Source organism: Moraxella sp. 179-F 1C4 NHS (assembly GCF_045370505.1).
GTDB lineage: Bacteria > Pseudomonadota > Gammaproteobacteria > Pseudomonadales > Moraxellaceae > Faucicola > Faucicola tetraodonis.
Map to the genome: position 1 here is coordinate 13,298 of NZ_JBIQEC010000003.1, position 18,756 is coordinate 32,053.

17 protein-coding genes are annotated in these 18,756 nt (G+C 45.9%); 9 read left to right on the forward strand and 8 right to left on the reverse strand.

All coding sequences use genetic code 11. The features are described 5' to 3' along the window. The first annotated feature begins 29 nt into the window (after window positions 1-29). Complete coding sequence (locus ACH0AB_RS01945; protein ID WP_406876950.1) at window positions 30-1,070, forward strand: hypothetical protein; 1,041 nt, start codon at window positions 30-32, stop codon at window positions 1,068-1,070. A 209-nt stretch (window positions 1,071-1,279) separates the two neighbouring features. Then, window positions 1,280-2,650: an MATE family efflux transporter gene (locus tag ACH0AB_RS01950; RefSeq protein ID WP_406876951.1), complete on the forward strand. Its 1,371-nt coding sequence runs from the start codon at window positions 1,280-1,282 to the stop codon at window positions 2,648-2,650. A 219-nt stretch (window positions 2,651-2,869) separates the two neighbouring features. On the opposite strand, the gene cysK is transcribed toward ACH0AB_RS01950, so the two are convergent. Both cysK and ACH0AB_RS01960 read right to left on the reverse strand, forming a co-directional pair. Then, entirely contained in the window at window positions 2,870-3,886 is a 1,017-nt protein-coding gene (gene cysK, locus ACH0AB_RS01955; RefSeq protein WP_406876952.1) for a cysteine synthase A, read from the reverse strand. Between the two features lie 186 nt (window positions 3,887-4,072). Next, window positions 4,073-4,972: a LysR family transcriptional regulator gene (locus tag ACH0AB_RS01960; RefSeq protein WP_406876953.1), complete on the reverse strand. Its 900-nt coding sequence runs from the start codon at window positions 4,970-4,972 to the stop codon at window positions 4,073-4,075. A 173-nt stretch (window positions 4,973-5,145) separates the two neighbouring features. On the opposite strand from ACH0AB_RS01960, the gene ACH0AB_RS01965 reads away from it, so the two are divergent. From ACH0AB_RS01965 to purB, 7 genes are all read left to right on the forward strand, one after another. Continuing rightward, window positions 5,146-5,634, forward strand: a complete 489-nt coding sequence (locus ACH0AB_RS01965) for a CidA/LrgA family protein (RefSeq protein ID WP_406876954.1) — start codon at window positions 5,146-5,148, stop codon at window positions 5,632-5,634. A 35-nt stretch (window positions 5,635-5,669) separates the two neighbouring features. Next, complete coding sequence (locus ACH0AB_RS01970) at window positions 5,670-6,359, forward strand: LrgB family protein (RefSeq protein WP_188874050.1); 690 nt, start codon at window positions 5,670-5,672, stop codon at window positions 6,357-6,359. A gap of 147 nt (window positions 6,360-6,506) precedes the next feature. Next, window positions 6,507-7,328: a 2,3,4,5-tetrahydropyridine-2,6-dicarboxylate N-succinyltransferase gene (dapD, locus tag ACH0AB_RS01975; RefSeq protein WP_050325536.1), complete on the forward strand. Its 822-nt coding sequence runs from the start codon at window positions 6,507-6,509 to the stop codon at window positions 7,326-7,328. A gap of 73 nt (window positions 7,329-7,401) precedes the next feature. Further along, the gene (locus ACH0AB_RS01980; RefSeq protein ID WP_065252816.1) at window positions 7,402-7,797 is read left to right on the forward strand and encodes a carboxymuconolactone decarboxylase family protein; all 396 of its coding nucleotides are present in this window, start codon (window positions 7,402-7,404) and stop codon (window positions 7,795-7,797) included. 72 nt (window positions 7,798-7,869) lie between these two features. After that, entirely contained in the window at window positions 7,870-8,592 is a 723-nt protein-coding gene (queE, locus tag ACH0AB_RS01985; protein WP_406876955.1) for a 7-carboxy-7-deazaguanine synthase QueE, read from the forward strand. Between the two features lie 73 nt (window positions 8,593-8,665). After that, window positions 8,666-9,679 carry a multidrug resistance efflux transporter family protein gene (locus ACH0AB_RS01990; RefSeq protein WP_406876956.1) on the forward strand — a complete coding sequence of 338 codons (1,014 nt, stop codon included), beginning with the start codon at window positions 8,666-8,668 and terminating at the stop codon, window positions 9,677-9,679. A gap of 80 nt (window positions 9,680-9,759) precedes the next feature. Further along, window positions 9,760-11,142: an adenylosuccinate lyase gene (purB, locus tag ACH0AB_RS01995; RefSeq protein ID WP_406876957.1), complete on the forward strand. Its 1,383-nt coding sequence runs from the start codon at window positions 9,760-9,762 to the stop codon at window positions 11,140-11,142. Between the two features lie 105 nt (window positions 11,143-11,247). Here purB and nfsA read toward each other — a convergent pair whose 3' ends face one another. From nfsA to pepN, 6 genes are all read right to left on the reverse strand, one after another. Continuing rightward, on the reverse strand, window positions 11,248-12,024 hold the full coding sequence (gene nfsA / locus ACH0AB_RS02000) for an oxygen-insensitive NADPH nitroreductase (RefSeq protein WP_406876958.1): 777 nt from the start codon (window positions 12,022-12,024) through the stop codon (window positions 11,248-11,250). Window positions 12,025-12,094: 70 nt separating this feature from the next. After that, a complete protein-coding gene (locus tag ACH0AB_RS02005; protein ID WP_406876959.1) occupies window positions 12,095-13,087 on the reverse strand; it encodes an HpcH/HpaI aldolase/citrate lyase family protein in 993 nt (330 codons plus the stop codon). A gap of 30 nt (window positions 13,088-13,117) precedes the next feature. Continuing rightward, on the reverse strand, window positions 13,118-14,473 hold the full coding sequence (locus tag ACH0AB_RS02010; protein WP_062330986.1) for a solute carrier family 23 protein: 1,356 nt from the start codon (window positions 14,471-14,473) through the stop codon (window positions 13,118-13,120). A 39-nt stretch (window positions 14,474-14,512) separates the two neighbouring features. Next, the gene (locus ACH0AB_RS02015) at window positions 14,513-14,641 is read right to left on the reverse strand and encodes a hypothetical protein (protein WP_257619608.1); all 129 of its coding nucleotides are present in this window, start codon (window positions 14,639-14,641) and stop codon (window positions 14,513-14,515) included. Between the two features lie 67 nt (window positions 14,642-14,708). Further along, window positions 14,709-15,959, reverse strand: a complete 1,251-nt coding sequence (locus ACH0AB_RS02020) for a YbfB/YjiJ family MFS transporter (RefSeq protein ID WP_406876960.1) — start codon at window positions 15,957-15,959, stop codon at window positions 14,709-14,711. A 55-nt stretch (window positions 15,960-16,014) separates the two neighbouring features. Beyond that, window positions 16,015-18,714 carry an aminopeptidase N gene (gene pepN, locus ACH0AB_RS02025; RefSeq protein WP_406876961.1) on the reverse strand — a complete coding sequence of 900 codons (2,700 nt, stop codon included), beginning with the start codon at window positions 18,712-18,714 and terminating at the stop codon, window positions 16,015-16,017. Window positions 18,715-18,756 lie beyond the last annotated feature (42 nt).

Consider the following 18,756-nt stretch of genomic DNA (forward strand, 5'->3'; position numbering starts at 1 on the left):
TCATCTATTATCAAGGAAGGATTGTCATCATGTCATATAGCCAAGTGCCTTATAAAAAAGCGTCTTATAAAATAGGCATGCTAACTGCGCTCACCATCGCCCTATCTGCGTGTGGCGGCTCAGGTAGTGAGACTGTCGACAATGCCCTAAACGATGCCAATGATAGTTATAAAAACATTGCAACGGATGTCCGCGCTGCCTACAAAAAAGTCGAGGATAAATTAACCAATAAAGAAAAAAGCATGGCAGAGATTTTACAAAGTATCTTTTTGCCCGAAGACAGCTTAGATAATTTTTTGGATAAAATCACCCCAGAAGGCGGTAAAGGGGGGTTGTATGTTGGCTATTTTGTAGAAGACAACGACAACGAGCCCAATGATAGCGACCTAGGTGTGGTGTATTTTGATATTGGCAATGATTATGCCGCCTCGGTATATGGTCAAATGAGCTATCAACAAAAAACTTGCCAAGACCCAAACACCTTAACCACAGAAAAAATTTCTATTAAAACTGACCAAAAGATGGGTGGTGTACTGTCTGGCACACTCGACCCAGCAGCAAAATTTGATAATACGGTCCTTAAATTTTTACAGTTTGACGAATTAAAAACCTCTGTGGCGGGCATGCCATTTAATGGCGATTATGATAGCAAGCGCGATTATTGGGATGGTCAATATAGTTATCAGGTCGGTGTCGATTTTGGCAAACAATTATCTGACAATAAAGACGGCTGTGATGTCAACTATACCTTAGGCGGCGATGGCGATTTTAAAGTATTGCCACTCACCGCTACTATCGGCAATTTAGGCGTTAACCTCACGGGGACAGGTAGTACCCTAAACCTCAATTGGACTGCGCCTGCCAACACCGCTCGCACCCTTGTCACCCAAATAAACCTGGATAAAGCCACTGACCGCGGTATGGGTTTTGTACGTACTAACCAATTAACCTACGGCACTACTTTTACACCCTTTGTGGATGCCACCAAAGCCAATTATGCGTTTGTGGTACAGACCTTTGATGCCACCAATAAACTGACAGGCTATCAAGCCATGATTAAAGCGCTTTAAAAGCTATTATTGTAAAAAAGCCTTTATCAAATATTGCCACAATTTGATAAAAGCTTTTTTATGTTGACGCTATCACAATCAAACGCTAACTTTTTTGACCTGTTAATTTGCTGACCTGTTAAACAATAAATTAAACAATAAAAAATCATGCCGCAAAATCTGTTAAACTGCCGCCTTTATTGAATTTTCAACGAATATTTGGTCATTACATGCTGTCAGCTATTGCTCGTCAAGACTTAAAACAATTATTTGTCTTGACCTTACCTATTTTAATCACCCAGATTTGCCAGTCAGGGCTCGCCTTAGTCGATACCTTACTTGCTGGGCAAGTCTCTGCGCTAGATTTATCAGGCGTGGCAATCGGCGCGGGTATTTGGATGCCCACGTTTTTGCTAGCGGTTGGTATTTTGCTTGCCACCACGCCATTGATTGGAGAAGCGATTGGTCAGCAGCAACTAAAAAAAGTGCCGTTTATTACCCAACAGTCGCTGTGGCTGGCGCTTATCATCGGTATTATAGGTTTTGTGGCGGTTAATCAGCTGCATTATTTGTTTGATTGGATGAAGGTACCGAAGGATATTCAGCATATCGCGCAAAAATTCTTGTTTGGTATCTCTTTTGGGTTTCCTGCAGTCTGTCTATACACCTCGCTGCGCTGCTACACCGAAAGCTTAAAACATCCCACCGTGGTCATGGTGATTAGCCTCATTGGTTTGATTTTAAATGTGCCGCTTAGCTATGCGTTTATTCATGGCGTCACCCTCGGTGAAACTGTGCTGATTCCTGCCATGGGCGGCGCAGGCTGTGGTTTTGCCTCTGGGATTGCGTTATGGATAAATTTATTGATGTTGGTAAGCTATTTGACTTTGAGCCCCCAGTCAGATTTTGCCAACCAGCGCTTTTTTGCCAATTTTGCCGGTATGGATTTTGCTCAGTTGCGTCAGCAATTATCGATTGGTATTCCCATTGGTATGTCGATTTTTTTTGAAGTAAGCGCCTTTAGTCTAGCTTCCATTATCATCAGCCCACTGGGTGAAATCGCGGTGGCAAGCCATCAGGTAGCGTTGACGATTTCATCGCAGTTATTCATGTTCCCGTTTTCAGTCGCGATGGCGCTCACCATCATGGTGTCAAATCGCTATGGCGCCAAAGATTACCGAGAACTTAAACGCATCAAGCTTATCGGCATTGCCGTAGCCACGTCATTTGCGGTGATTAGCATGCTGTCAACTGCCATTTTTCGGCAAACCCTGCCAACTTTCTTTAGTGAAAATCCCCAAGTGATTCAGCAAGCCGCGCTGTTGTTATGGTTTGCCACCGTGTATCAGTTGTTTGATGCTTGGCAGGTCAATTTTGCGGGGATTTTGCGCGGTATGCAAGATACCACAGTGCCGATGTTTATCACCTTGTTTTGCTATTGGGTGGTGGCGATTCCGCTGGGTACCTATTTGGTGCGCCATACCGATATGGGGGCAAAAGGGTTTTGGATCGCGCTGGTTGCAGCGCTGGGATTGGCGTCACTGCTGTTAGGGACGCGTTTATTACGTCAGCAAAAACGCTTAAAAATGGCTTGGCAATAAAACAACCTAAAAAGAAAATAACTTGGCAATAAAAACGCCTTGAAAAAAGATGAGTGGCAATGATTAGAAAATTTGCTTAGGCTATTTATTGTGGGTTATGGTTCATGGGTTGATGACCATTTTTTGGGTATAAACCAATGATTTTTATAGCGATTTTAAATTAAAAATAAAGTAAAAAAGGGCGAACTAACGCCCTTTTTTATCATTCATGAAAGTTTGTTAATTAAAGTTTTCGCCAGTGAAGATACCATCAAATAGCACACTGGATAAATAACGCTCACCACTGTCTGGCAGAATAACCACAATGGTTTTGCCTTGCATCTCAGGGCGGCTTGCTAGTTGATACGTCGCTTGCAGCGCTGCACCACAAGAGATACCACATAAAATACCTTCTTGAGTCATCGCCCGTCTTGCCCATGCAATCGCATCATCGCCAGTTACCGTGATGACTTCATCAAGTAAATCAAGCGCAAGATTTTTTGGGATAAAGTTGGCGCCAATCCCTTGGATTTTATGCGGACCTGGGGTAATGGGTTTACCTTCACGCGTCTGGGTAATAATCGGTGATTCCGCAGGTTCAACCGCGACGGTATAGAGCGGCTGATGTTTGATTTGTTTAAAATAACGGGCGATACCCGAAATCGTCCCGCCTGTACCCACGCCTGCGACTAGCGCATCGACCTTGCCCGCGGTGGCATTAAAAATCTCAGGTGCGGTGGTTTTGACATGGGTGTCTGGGTTGGCAGGGTTATCAAACTGTTGCGGCAAAAAATATTCGCCAGGATGGTTGTCATGGATTTCTTGCGCAGCTTCCACCGCGCCTTTCATCCCTAGCGAAGGCTCTGTGAGTACCAAATGTGCGCCCAAGGCGGCTAGCACTTTACGGCGCTCCATACTCATCGAAGCTGGCATGGTCAGCGTGATTTTATAGCCTTTGGCGGCTGCCACAAACGCCAGCGCAATCCCCGTGTTACCGCTGGTCGGCTCGATGATTTGCATACCTGGCTTTAGTAGTCCTGCTTGCTCGGCGGCTTGCACCATGCCCGCACCGATTCGGCATTTGACCGAAAACGCCGGGTTACGTGACTCAATCTTGGCAAGCACAGTCACTCCCTGTGGCATGATATGATTAAGACGCACCAGCGGCGTGTTACCAATAGTATCGGCATTGTTGGCATATACCGCTGTACCAAGGTTGGCGGGTGCGGTGTAGTGGTCATCAGGTTGTTGTAGCATAGGTATTCCCTTTTTTGTCAGATATTGTTAAATGATTTTACGGCAGTGATTTTGCGCTGTCTAACATCATTTGGTAAATTCCATATATCAAAAAGCATTAACACACGGGGCTATAACACAAGGCTGTAACACAGTGCTATAAAAAGGTTTATCAAATGTTTATAGCCTGTCGATTAAAATTTCCCATTAAATTTTATTATTAGCTTGGCGCTGTACTACGTTTAACCAAGCTTGCATCGCTGGGGTCAGCGGTCGGTGTTTTCGCCATGCCATCACCATTTGCCAAGTCAAATTGGGCTGGGCAAGCGGCAGGCAAACCAGCTGTTTGTCATCGAGTTTATCAGTGTAATATTTGGGTAGTAGCGTCACCCCCATGTTTTTTTTCAACAAGGTTGTCAGTAGTTGCCATTGGTTGGTGTGGCAAACGATATTGGGTTTAAAGCCGAGTTTTTGGCACTCTTCGACAATCATTGAGGTGAATGACGAATGGGACGCAAACAACATCAACGACGCATTTTTTAAAGATTTTAAAGTCACTTGTTTGATGGTATTGCCCATATGCTGCCGGTGTGCCACCATCATAACGGGATAATCGCATACCGGGATATAATCAAAGTCCTCCTCAATCGGTTGCATCAAGGTACACACATCAAGCGTATCATCGAGCAAGGCTTGTTTTAACGACTCTGCGCCATCTTCTAGCAACGACAGCTCAATATGGCGATGGGTTTGATAAAACTCAAAAATCGCATCGCTCAACAACTCACTCCCGAGCGGTGACAACCCTAGACGCAGCTGCCCGCGATCCATGTGCTGATATTGTGCCACCGTCTGCTCAAGGTAGCCGACTTGTTGTAACACAGTCTGTGCCTGCTCATATACCAATGCACCAATTTCGGTCAGCGCAATATCCCGCTTGCGGCTCATCAGTTGCTTATCAAACAGCGCCACGCCCAGCGTATCTTCCAAATTAGAAATGGCTTTGGTGACGGTTGGCTGCGTCAAACTCAAGGTATCGGCAGCATGAGAAAATCCGCCGGTTTTCACCACCGTGATAAAGCATTGAAGTTGTTTTAAGGTCATCATGTTTTTGCACTGCCCAAAATAGCTTTATAGTGTTATAGCTTTGTTTTTTAGCTTTATAATTTTATAGTTTTGTAGCTTTATAGATTTTACGCATAATTTTAAAACTATTATTCATATTTTTTGTTAATGGTTTTTTTATACTAGATATCTTCATTGTTGATGACTTGTTTACCATGAAACGCGCTACGAATCTTCCGACTTTTAAGCAGCTATTACCCCATAAACTGGTGCCCCATAAAGTGTTAACCCATAAAACAGACCCTATGTTACAACAGCCACTGGTCAAAATTTTACTGCAAATCACCCTCATTGGTGTGGTATGGGGCACAGCTGACATCCTCAAAAAATTATTTAACATCCCTATGTCATCTGGCATCGTGGGGCTGTTTTTGATGTTGGGATTACTATTGACTGGGGTCATTAAACTCGCCTGGGTCAATGTCGGCGCTAAGTTTATCTTGGGCGAGTTGGTGCTGTTATTTATTCCGCTGATGATGTCGATTACCCAATATCAGCAGCTATTTTTTGCTAAAGGTTGGCAGCTGATGATTACCATTGTCGTGAGTACGGCACTGGTGATGCTGAGCTCTGCCCTCACTTTTATGCTAGGCAATCGTGTCAAGCGCGCGTTGTATCGCCGCAAGCACCATGCCCATCAATAATCACATACCATTAATCATACCAATCGTAATTTACTATGAATATTATCTCTATCGGCTGTTTACTTTGGACTATCTTGGCGTATGTGTTAGCAAAACGGGTGTATGCCCGTTTCCCAAAATTTTGGCTCAATCCTGCCATCACGGTGGCGACGGTAACGATTGTATTGATGATTGTGCTTGGGATTTCTTACCAAACCTATTTTGCCGATACCGCTTGGATTGTTGAGTTGTTGGGCCCTGCCACCGTGGCATTTGCCATACCGATTTATCAGTATCGTCAATTGATTTATCGCTATGCTGCTGTGCTTGCGGTGTCGATTGTGGTGGGCATGTTGGTGGGTATTGCTAGCATTATGGTGTTTGCTAGCGTGTTTAAATTTGATGCCACCCTCACCTACAGCTTGATGGCACGGTCAATTTCTACCCCATTTGCGATTGATTTGGCGCAGCAGATTCATGGTTCAGCGGCGCTCGTATCGCTATTTACTTTAATTACTGGGGTGGTCGGCATGGTGATTGGCGATATGGTACTGGCCTGGTCAAAAATCCGTTTCCATCTTGCCCACGGCGTGGCATTGGGTAATGCGTCACATGGTTTTGGTACCGCAAGAGCCAGTCAGCGGCATGAAAGCGAAGGCGTGATTGCCAGTCTGACGATGGTATTGGCAGGGTTATTTATGGTGTTTTTTGGTCCTGCGCTGATTCATTTAATGACGGCTATTTAACCCATGCCTTTTAATACCTGCTGTGATTTTACAACACCTCAAAGCTGTCTAGTCATGAAAACTTGCCAAAATGACGTATTAATATTTGCCAAACAAAATAAAATTAGCGACAATGACCTACCTTTTTTTGGATTGTAGGAAAAAATTATGTCATTACAACAGATTATTGAAGATGCGTTTGAAAACCGTGCCAACCTCAACCCCAATGACGCCACCGACGATGTGCGTGCTGCCGTCAATGATGTGCTCGCCCAGCTCGATGCAGGTACCCTGCGCGTGGCAGAAAAAAAAGACGGTGAATGGATCGTCAACCAATGGGTCAAAAAAGCAGTATTATTATCCTTTCGTCTGAACGACAACCGCATCATGAATGGCGGTCGTGACCTGCAGTTCTTTGATAAAGTCGAAACCAAATTTTCAGATTGGGGCGATGAACAATTTGCCAAAGCGGGCGTGCGCGTGGTGCCACCTGCCGTCGCGCGTAAAGGCTCATACATTGCCAAAGGCGCTATCTTGATGCCATCTTACGTCAATATCGGCGCCTATGTCGATGAAGGCACGATGGTCGATACGTGGGCCACAGTGGGATCATGCGCCCAAATCGGTAAAAACGTGCATCTATCAGGCGGTGTCGGCATTGGCGGCGTCCTTGAGCCGCTACAAGCCAACCCAACCATCATTGAAGACAACTGCTTTATCGGTGCGCGCTCAGAAATCGTTGAAGGTGTGATTGTTGAGGAAGGCTCGGTGATTTCGATGGGCGTGTATATCGGTCAATCAACCAAAATCCTAGACCGCGAAACAGGCGAAATCAGTTACGGCCGTATTCCTGCAGGGTCAGTGGTCGTGTCGGGTAGTTTGCCAAGCAAAGATGGCTCGCATAGCTTGTACTGTGCGGTAATCGTGAAAAAAGTGGACGCGCAAACCCGCTCAAAAACCTCGATCAATGACTTGTTAAGAATGGACTAAAATAAACGTTAATAAAACAAAAGCAAATCAACCATGGTTTGCTTTTTTTATCGGTTTGATAACAGGAAAAGTTATGTCATCACAAAAAAATGAAAATTATGAAAACGGTATTAACGTCCGCAAACAAGTCATGGGTGAAGCACATGTGGAGCGTGCCATGTCACAAGTCACCGAATTTACTGCCCCACTGCAAGACTGGATTAATGAACACGCGTGGGGCTCGACGTGGCAACGTGACGGCAAAGGAATAGACCGCAAAACCCGCTCACTGGTGACCATTGCCTTTTTAATCGCGCAAAAATCCCCAACAGAACTAAAAGGGCATATTCGCGGGGCGATTAATAACGGCGCAAGCGTGGCAGAAATTCAAGAAGTGCTACTGCATAGTCTACCTTACTGCGGTGCGCCAGCGGCGCAAGAAGCCTATCGTGCTGCAGTGGACGTGTTAACCGAAATGAAATTGCTTTAACCGCTGAACACAAAGATTTATTGGCATAAATTTGATAAAATAAACGCTAATTTTTATTAGTTAATCACATTTATGCCAAATTCAACGCTACCCATCCGCAATACCGCCATTCCCACCACTGACCCCGAAGCAGGACTTAAAGTCACTGAGATTTTTTACTCGCTGCAAGGTGAAGCCTTGACTGCAGGATTACCGACGATTTTTATTCGCTTGACGGGCTGCCCGCTGCGCTGCGTGTATTGTGATACCGAATATGCCTTTGTCGGCGGCGAGCGCATGAGTTTGGCAGGGATTTTGGCAGTGTGTGAGAGTTTTCCGTGCCAGCGTATTTGTTTGACAGGTGGCGAGCCTTTAGCCCAGCCCAATGCAATCGCTTTGATGAATTTGCTACTTTCGCATGGCTACGAGATTTCGCTTGAAACTTCGGGCGCACTGTCCGTGGCAGAGGTGCCAACGGCGGTATCTAAGGTTATGGATATCAAAACCCCAAGCTCTCAAGAAGCCGATAAAAATCTGTGGCAAAACCTCCCCTACTTAACTGCCCATGACCAAATCAAATTTGTCATTATGAATCGCGACGATTATGACTGGTCAAAACAAATCCTCGCAGACTACCAACTGGATAAAAAAGTCGCGACGGTATGGTTTTCTCCGATGTTTAATGTGGAAGAACGTCAAGCCAATGTACCTACCCTTGCCACTGACTTGGCAGAATGGATACTTGCCGATGCGCTGCCGGTGCGTTTTCAACTGCAACTGCATAAAATCATTTGGGCAGATGCCAAAGGCAAATAGCTGCTGTCAACTAGCAACTGTCAAATAACCACTGTCAAATCGTTAGAATACAACTTAGGGAAATATCAAGCCAATGGGAAAGATGATTGTTTGGGGGCTGATTGCGTCGGCTTTTTTTAGCACGTCGTTTGTACTGTATCAATTGATGAGTGTACAAGGCGGACATTGGTTTTGGTCAGCAAGTTTTCGCTGTTTTTTTATGTGGCTGTTGTTATCGGTTTTTATTTTACTGCAAAACAAATTGAATCCGTCCAAGCTGATAGCGCTATGTAAACTATTTGCTAGTCATTGGCGGTTTTGGTGTGTGACCGGCGGCATTGGACTGGGTACATATGGGCTGCTGGCGTTTGCGGCAGATTATGCCGAAGGATGGGTGATTGCCGCGACCTATTTATTTACTGTCGTAGCAAGCTTGGTGGTGCTGAGTTTTTTTGGGCAATCATTTCAAAAAAAAGTCATTGTGTATTCGGTGATTGTATTTATCGGTGTGGTACTTGCCAATGTGGGTGAAGGGTTAAGGCATAGCACGAGCCAAGGCACTGATTGGCATGCTTTATTGCTATTCGGTGCGCTGCCTGCCTTTATTGCCAGTTTTTGTTTTCCCTTAAATCAATTGATTTGGCAAGCAGGTCAACCCAAAGGGCACTCTACCCATCCTACCGATGCAATAAGCAAGGCAGCGAGCAATGAAACGCGCAAATTGCTACAAAAAGTACCGCAAGTAACTTCCCCACTGCTATCAGATCCCTTGCATAAAGTCTGGCTGATGTCGCTAGGGTCATTGCCGATGTGGTTGGTATTAGGCATCATGGTACAACCGCCCGCGCCCAGTGTCTCACAAATGACCATTAGTTTTTTGGTTGCCTTGATGGCAGGTGTGCTCGGTACCACCACTTTTTTACATGCCCGTAGTCTTGCCAAACAGCCACAACAACTGGCCGCCGTCGATGCCACACAAGGCAGTGAAATTATTTTTGCGTTGTTAGGCGGCATGTTGCTGCTGCACACGCCGATGCCGTCAGGCTTAAGTTTTGTGGGGATTGCGTTGGTGATTATTGGGCTTGTGCTGTTTGCCAAGCAACGCTAGCGGTAGTCCACGTTGTGATAGTTTGCTATAATGCAGGCACTTTTATTTTAACCCTTTATTTAACCGATTAGGATTATTTGATGAATACTTTGACCGCTCTTTCACCTATTGATGGTCGCTATGCCAGTAAAGTGGATAGTTTACGTCCTTACCTGTCAGAATTTGGCTTGATTCATGCCCGTGTGACGGTGGAAGTGCGCTGGCTGCAGACCCTTGCCAATCATGCAGATATTCATGAAATTCAGCCTTTTTCGGCAGCGACCAATGAGCGCTTGGACGCGATTGTAGCCAATTTTAGCGAAGCAGACGCGATGCGTATCAAAGACATCGAACGCACCACCAACCATGATGTCAAAGCCGTTGAATACTTTTTAAAAGAAAAAATTGCCGATATCGATGCGCTAAAAGACGCGGGTGAATTTATCCATTTTGCCTGTACCTCTGAAGACATCAATAACTTATCGCATGCGTTAATGCTAAAATCAGGTCGCGACGTACTGGCGCAAACGATGCAAAAAATCATTGATGAGATTGCAGCGCTCGCCGAAACCCATGCCGACCAACCCATGCTGTCACGCACGCATGGGCAAACCGCAAGCCCAACGACTTTGGGTAAAGAAATGGCAAACGTGGCGTACCGTCTGCATCGCCAGCTCAAGCAATTTAATAACGTAGAATTGCTAGGTAAAATCAATGGTGCAGTGGGTAACTACAACGCGCACCTGTCAGCCTATCCACAGATTGACTGGGCAAAAAATGCCGAGCACTTTGTCACTAGCCTTGGGTTGACCTTTAATCCGTATACCACCCAAATTGAGCCACACGACTATATTGCCGAATTGTTTGACGCCCTGCGCCGTTACAATACCATTTTGATTGATTTTAACCGCGATGTATGGACGTATATCTCCTTGGGTTATTTCAAACAAAAACTCAAAGATGGCGAAGTGGGCTCATCCACCATGCCACACAAAGTCAACCCAATCGACTTTGAAAACTCAGAAGGTAATCTAGGTATTGCTAATGCCGTGTTGGCGCATTTGGGTGAAAAACTGCCGATTTCTCGTATGCAGCGCGACTTGACCGACTCGACAGTCCTTCGCAATATGGGAGTGGGTTTTGCCCAAAGTTTGATTGCCTTTGACGCCTGCTTAAAAGGTATTGGCAAATTAGAGCTTAACGCCAATCGTCTCAATGAAGACTTGGACCTTGCCCAAGAAGTATTGGCAGAGCCGATCCAAACCGTGATGCGTCGCTACAATGTTGAAAAACCTTATGAGAAACTAAAAGCCTTGACCCGCGGTCAAGCCATGACTCGTGAGATGATGGTCAACTTCGTCAATGGTGATGAACTGTCAGCGGTGCCAGAAACTGAGCGTCAACGTTTGGCTGATTTGACCCCTGCCACTTATACAGGTAATGCAGCACAGCAAGCCAAAAACTTGAAAAATTTATTAAAATAAGACTTTTTCGCTCATCAAAAATCAAAAAGGACGCCTAGGCGTCCTTTTTTTACATCGTTTTTTTACATAAATTTTTTTAGATGAATTTATTGATTGAGCTTTGGGTTATTTTTTGGCATAGCCTTGTTGGTTAAGATAAGGCAGCACGTCGGGACGGACAGGTTTATCCAAATAACTTTCAATGGTTTGCACCCAATCTGACCCTGCTTGACCACGCGCCGCATAATAATCTGCAACGGTTTGGTTATACTGGTATAATGCGGATTTGTCAGCGGGTTCATATTGGTTGGTTGACACCACCAATTCCTTTGGCAAACGTGGACGCATGGCAGGGTTTTGGTCAGGATAACCCAATGCCATGCCAAATAGCGGCACCACGCCTTGTGGCAGTTTGAGTATGTCGCCCATACCTTTGATGTCATTGCGGATACTGCCCAAATACACACCACCCAATCCCATGCTCTCAGCCGCTAGTAGCAGATTTTGCGCCATAATGGCTGCATCAACCGCCCCAACAATGGTGACTTCAGTCCAATCAATTTGCGCGTTGGGTACAAGGGTTTGGTGGCGGTGGTTGTCCATACAAAAAATTAGTAGCTCGGCACACTGCTCCACATAGGGATGACCGTATTTTTCCCCATCTTTGGCTTGCTGGGCATCGGCGCAAATACGGCGGATGTCATAGCGCTGCTTTGCATCTGTCACCCGAATGATGCTTGCCGACTGCAAAAACCCCGATGATGAGCCTGCCATCCCCGCTTCGATAAGCTGCTCAAACGTCGCTGCATCTATTGGCTGATTGGTGAATTTGCGAATCGAGCGATGATTGAGTATCGTCTCTAGGGTGGGTTTACTGTTACTATGCTCACTATGCGTTGTCATGATTTTCCTTGTTATAGTTTGCCTTGTTATGGTTTGTGTTGTTATAAGTTGGCTTAGGGTTTGATTAGCCTTAGGGTTGGTATTTTTCAATCAGCTTTTGCGCTTGCACAATCACCGGGGTGTCGACCATCTGTCCATCCAGGGCAAATGCCGCAAGCCCTGTCTGTGCATAATGGTCAGCCACTTTTTTGGCAAAGGCAAGCTGTGCTTGGCTCGGTCTAGCCAGTGCATTGACAATGGCGACTTGGTTTGGATGAATACATAGCATCCCTGAAAAACCCAAATCGCGCCACCCGTTAACCCGCTCAGTCAATCCGTCATCGTCATTAAAAGGCGGGTATACGCATTCAATCGGTGGGGTGAGCGCATTGATGGCACTATGCAAGCTTAGCTGATAACGGATTTGGTTGGCAACCACCTGACCTGCCTCGCTGTCTGCACGCACGCCCAATTTTTCACAGATATCCAAAAAGCCAAAACTGAGCGCAGTCAATCCTGCGGCAGCGGCGATGTCGGGAATATTTGCCATGCCTTTGGGTGTCTCAATCAAGGCAATCATGGGTTTGGCGAGCGCATGACGGACGCGGTCAATCTCTATGGCGTGCTCGACTTTGGGTAGCACTACCCCAATCACATTGTTGATTGCAGATGCTGGCAAAGATTTGAGCAACTCAATATCGCCCGCTTGGTGGTTGCTACTTGCGGCATTGATACGCACCCAAACAGGCTTAGCATCGGCGCCGCTTAGATAATTGACCACATTGTCGCGCGATTGCATTTTGACACTATCACTGACTGCATCTTCTAAGTCAATTATCACCGTATCTGCGCCACGGGCAAAGGCTTTTTCCACCCGCTCAATATTGATGGCGGGTACAAACAAATAACTGGTTGCGCTCAATCCCTTGGGTTTTGCTACATTGTTTTCGCTCATGCGACATCCTTTTTCGTCCATTTTTGGTGACATATTTTTCTTTTTGGCAAACAACTTATCAAACAGCTTATCAAACAGTTTATCAAACAGCTTATCAAACAGCTTATCAAACAGCTTATCAAGCAACAACGCCCTACCCAAAGTAACGCGTTTTTTAAGTTATTTTAAAACCGTCAATTTGGCTTTTTCACTGCGGCTAAACAGTAAATTTAACACGATGGCGACCACTGTCGCAGTACCGATACCGCCCAAATTAAATTGCCCAATATGTAAGCTAAAATCCCCAGCCCCCATAATGACGGTCACCGCAGCAATGATTAAATTAGCATTTTTGCTAAAATCAATGTGATTATCCAGCCAAATTTTAACCCCTGCTACCGTGATAAGCCCAAACACCACGATGGAAGCACCGCCCAATAATGGCGCTGGGATGGTATGAATAATCGCGCCAAATTTTGGCGACAGCCCCAGTAGCACAGCAATCAAGCCTGCCACCACAAAAACCGTGGTCGAGTATACTTTGGTCACTGCCATCACGCCGATATTTTCTGCATAGGTTGTCACGCCCGTACCGCCCATGCTCGATGACATCGCTGTACAGAGACCATCGGCAAAAAACGCCCGCCCCATATAGGGCGATACCGCTTGTCCTGTCATGGCTTCCACCGCTTTGATATGGCCTAAATTTTCGGCGATTAAAATAAAGGCAACCGGGGCAATCAAAATTATTGCGTTGATATCAAATGTCGGATGATAAAAATTGGGTAATCCGACCCAAGCTGCTTGGGCAACTGGGGTAAAATCAATCGGCTTGCCATACCCCAGCACATTGGTGAGCACAAAATATGCCATATACGCCAATACCAAACCAATCAGTAGCAACAAACGACGTAACATACCACGGCTAAACACAGCGACCGCACTGATACAAAGCACCGTCATCAACGCGACCCAACTATCAAACTGGTTACCCGATACGCCTTTGATAGTGACTGGCGCCAAATTTAGCCCGATAATCATCACAATCGCACCGGTTACCACAGGCGGCATGAGTTTCTCAATCCAGCCAACCCCGGTTTTCATCACCAGTAATCCGACCATGGCATAAAAAATACCACAGACAAAAATACCACCGAGCGCCACGGATAAATTACCGTTAAAGCCTGAGCCTGTATAAGCCGTTGCAGTAATCACAGGCGCGATAAAGGCAAAACTTGACCCTAAATAACTGGGTACTCGCCCACCCGTCAAAAAGAAAAACAGCACCGTACTGAGCCCCGCCATCAAAATCGCAAGGTTGGCATCAAATCCCATCAATAACGGCGCAAGCACCGTTGCCCCAAACATCGCAAACGCATGTTGCAGCCCAAATAACAGACTTTTATCAGCAGGTAAATACTCATGAATACGCACAGGATGATGATCTAAATGCCCATCGTAAGGCTGCCATTTTGGGAACCAGCCGCTATCATTACCGGTATTTTGATGGGTGGGTTGTCTTTGCGAATTTGCCATAATTTTGCTCTCATCTGTCAACTGCGCGAATTTTACACGTTATTTTTGTTTTGTCAAAAAACCCTGCGCTTTGAGCCAATCTTCTGCAGCAGCGACATACGGTTGACTGTAGTAATCGGCAAATTTTTGACGGTATGGCTTACGCTCACGCGCTTCATTAAACGTCAAAATGGTTTGCTCATAATGTTTGATTGCTCACAGTTTGATTATTCATGGTTGCCCCGTTAAAAGTGATTTAAACATGACTTGATGATTGTTGATGTTGATACGGTCGCCAAAGCAGCGCCACCCCAATAAGCAAAACAATAGCTGAGACGGGTAACAACGCAAGCCAAATATTGTTGCCTGTTGCAACTAGCGCGGCTAGCGGTCCGATAAGCTGCCCAAATGCAAAACTTGCTGTCATCAGCGCACTTAAGTTGTATTTAGGATAGTGGGTGACTTGGCTTGCCGCCACTTGCAGCCCTGCCATCGTCACCACCATAAAAGTGCCGCCCACCATCAGCGCTGACAACATCAAACCTGCCAACGACTGCCAAAGTGCAGGCAATAACGTACCGACCGCCATGATGATTTGTGACACTCGCCAAACACCGAGCAAAGAAAAGTTGTTATAACGGCGTTGTAATCCCTGCGACAACACCACCGACAAAGCCGCCGCCAAGCCAAAAAATGGCCAAATCAGCAAATAACTTTGCCCCGATAACCATTGCTTGGCGATTTGTGGCAAAAAAGTCGCAGGTAAAATATAGCCAAATCCAAATAAACCATAGGCGGTTAATACATTCGCTAATTTTAGCTTGGCAGGTGGGGGTATGCTAGAAGAGGTATGGTTGGCTTTGGTATGGGTAGGGTTGGCTTTGGCAGCGGCTGTTGTGGCAAACTGCGAGTTGATTTTCGCCAGCAAAAAGGTGACAAGCAGGGTGGCGAGCAGCGCAATCACGCCTAGATACTGCCATAATCGACTCGATAATGGACTCAATGATGACTGAACAGCGGCATTTACTGTCACTGATTGAATAATAAAATAGCTACAAATCAATCCTGTAAGGGTGATACCGATACCGACACCCGTATAAATCAACCCGCTGCTGGCTACCTGTCTTGATTTTAACCAATTGATTGCAAATGCACTGATAGATACCAGCACCCAAGCGCTTGCCACACCCGCCAAAAAGCGTAACACCAGTAACCAACCAAAGCCGCTTAGCGAAGCAAGCCAAGTGGTAAGCGTCACTAAGGTGAGACCCAACATAATAAAAAGCGGGTGCCGGTTACTTTTAAGCAGTGACAGCGCCCCGACCAAATAGCCAATATAGTTGCTACTTGATAACCACGCCGTTTGCGCAAGATGGACCGTGCCTTCTTGTATGATCAAGGGCAAAATCGGTGTAAAGGCAAATCGCCCGATTCCCATTGCCACGGCAAGCGCGGTAATCGCTAGGATAAAGCAAAATATAATCTGTTGTCGGTCAGATTGTGACATTTTGCGTTACCCCTTGATTTTATTGATACGGCTTGTCAGCGTTTAAGCTTGCATTTTAAAGATTATTGAGCATACTTTGCAAGGTTTCCTTCACATTTTTGGACGACATATTAGCTTGGCTTAATATCAAAGCTTCGTTAACCATTGACTTTTTGTCTGCTACTAAGGCATTCCAATTTGATAAACCTTGAATCAAACGTGACGCCAACAGTGGGTTACGTTTATCCAAATCTTGCATCATGCTCAAATACTGCTCAACGCCCTGCTGTGTCCAAATTTTGGTAGGCTGCGCAAGCAATCCGCCGAGCACCGCACGCACACGATTTGGGGTATTGATATCAAAGTCTTGGTGTGAGGTTAACGCAAAAATATCGGCAACGCTCGCCTGACTGTCATTGGCTTGAACACCAAACCATAAATCCATCACCAATGCATCATGATGAAAGCGTTGGTAAAAATCGGCAAGCCATTCGGCTTTTTGGGGCAAACCATGCTCCACCGCGGCATTTAACGCGCCTAAACGCTCAGTCATACAAGACGCTTGTTGGTACTGGGTAATCGCCCAGTGTTTGGCATCACTCACGCCTGCCAATAACGCCATATCCAGTACTACATTTCGCCACGCCCGCACGCCCATGGCTTCGGCTGTATCTTCATACGCGGTAATTGGCAGTTTGGCATACGCACTTTGCCAAATGTCTTTAAGCTCTATCGCCACGGCTTTTTTGACCGCTTGATGACGGGCACGAACTTGGTTAGGGTCATAGTCGGTCTGAATCGCACTGCCCAGCTCTCGCTCGCTTGGCATATCTAGTAACCGCGCCGCTAGCATGGGATCGGTTTCTGATAGCGCTGGCAAACTGGCTTTTAATGCTGTGATATAGGCATCGGTATCGGCATTTTGCAATAAAATACGATTGACCAACAACTGTGCCGCTTGCCAACGGTTAAAGCCATTGGTCTCATATTGCATCAAAAACGCCAAATCATCATTGCTATACTCAAAATTGAGCTGCACAGGCGCGGAAAAATCACGAAGCAATGACACTACAGGGTCAAAATCCGCTGTGGTAAATAAACCGTCAAAGTTAAACGTCTGACGGTCATCGCGCAGTAATACCAAATCTTCGTGTACCAGCTGCCCATTGGCACGGTTAAAAATCGCCATCTTAACAGGAATCGGCAAGGCTTTTGGTGCAGGATAGCCTGCTACTTGGCGCGTGTGTTGGTTTAACGATAGCACCAAACGGTTATTTTCCACAGTAAAATACCCTGATAACGTCGGTGTGCCTGGCTGGGTGTACCAATCAATAAATGTTTCAATACTTGGGTCTGCAACGCTCAGTGCAGATAACAAGTCTTCAACCGTTACCGCTTGCCCGTCATAACGGCGAAAATATTCGTCCGTGCCTTGGCGGAATTTTTCTTTGCCAAGCGTATTGGCAATCATGCGTACGATTTCTGCGCCTTTCTCGTACACTGTGGCGGTGTAGAAATTATTAATCTCGACAAAATGGTCAGGGCGTGGCGGGTGCGCCAATGGGCTGGCATCTTCAGGAAACTGCGCCGCTCGCAATGTTGCCACATCATCAATCCGCTGTACCGCAGGGGAATGCAGACTTTCGGAAAAAGACTGGTCACGAAATACGGTAAAGCCTTCTTTTAGGCACAGCTGAAACCAGTCACGGCAGGTGATACGGTTGCCCGTCCAGTTATGAAAGTATTCATGGGCAATTACTGCTTTGACATTAAAGTTACGGCGATCGGTGGTGGTCTCTGGGCTAGATAGGACGCAAGCGGTGTTAAAGATATTTAATCCCTTGTTTTCCATCGCGCCCATATTAAACTGGCTAACCGCCACAATCATATAACGGTCAAGGTCATACGCCCGTCCGTAGTTGTCTTCGTCCCATTTCATTGAGTCTTTTAACGCTTGCATGCCGACGTGGCACTGCTCGATGTTCTCATGCTTGGCGTATAATTCAAGCAGCACCTCACGCCCTTCACTGGTGACATACTGATCGGTCAATACGTCCAAATCTGCCATCACGCAAGCGAATAGATAACTGGGTTTTTTGGTGGGGTCTTGCCACACCGCAAAATGACGGTCGCCCGCAAGCTCGCCTTTTTCGATTAAATTACCATTTGCCAACAGCGTTGGGTAAGTTTTATCCGCTTCAATGCGTGTGGTGAAGGTGGCAAGCACATCGGGACGGTCTGGATAAAAGGTAATTTTACGAAACCCTTCTGGCTCACACTGGGTACAGAACATTTTATCCGCCCCTTCCCCTGCTTGGTATAAGCCTTCAAGACTGGTATTGGTTTGCGGCACGATGGTGACGACGGTGGTAATCTGACAAGTGTCTGGCGCGTTAACAATCGTTAGGCTTTCTTGGTCTAGTTGGTAGTCGCTTTTGCTTAAGGTTTTGCCGTTTAAGCTAATTGATTCAATTTGTAATTCTCGTCCAAAGAGCACCAAATCGCCTGCCGTGTTTCTTGTCATGTCAAGATTGGCGGTCACGGTTGCATGCTTTTTATCAGCGCCATCAAACAACTCAATTTTTAAGTCAATGTGATTGACGCTAAAGACAGGCGGCGTGTAGTCTTTTAGGTAGATTTTTTGCGGTTGATTACTATTTAATTGGTGACTATTTAAACTGGGGTCTGGCGTGGGTATATTGGTGGGCACATCAGGCATTTCGGTGTTTAATAACTGTGGGTTTTCGGTTTGGTTGCTTTGTGTGACGTTGGTCATTTTTGCTCTCTTTAAAATCTAATTTCTGAATAAATGAAAAAA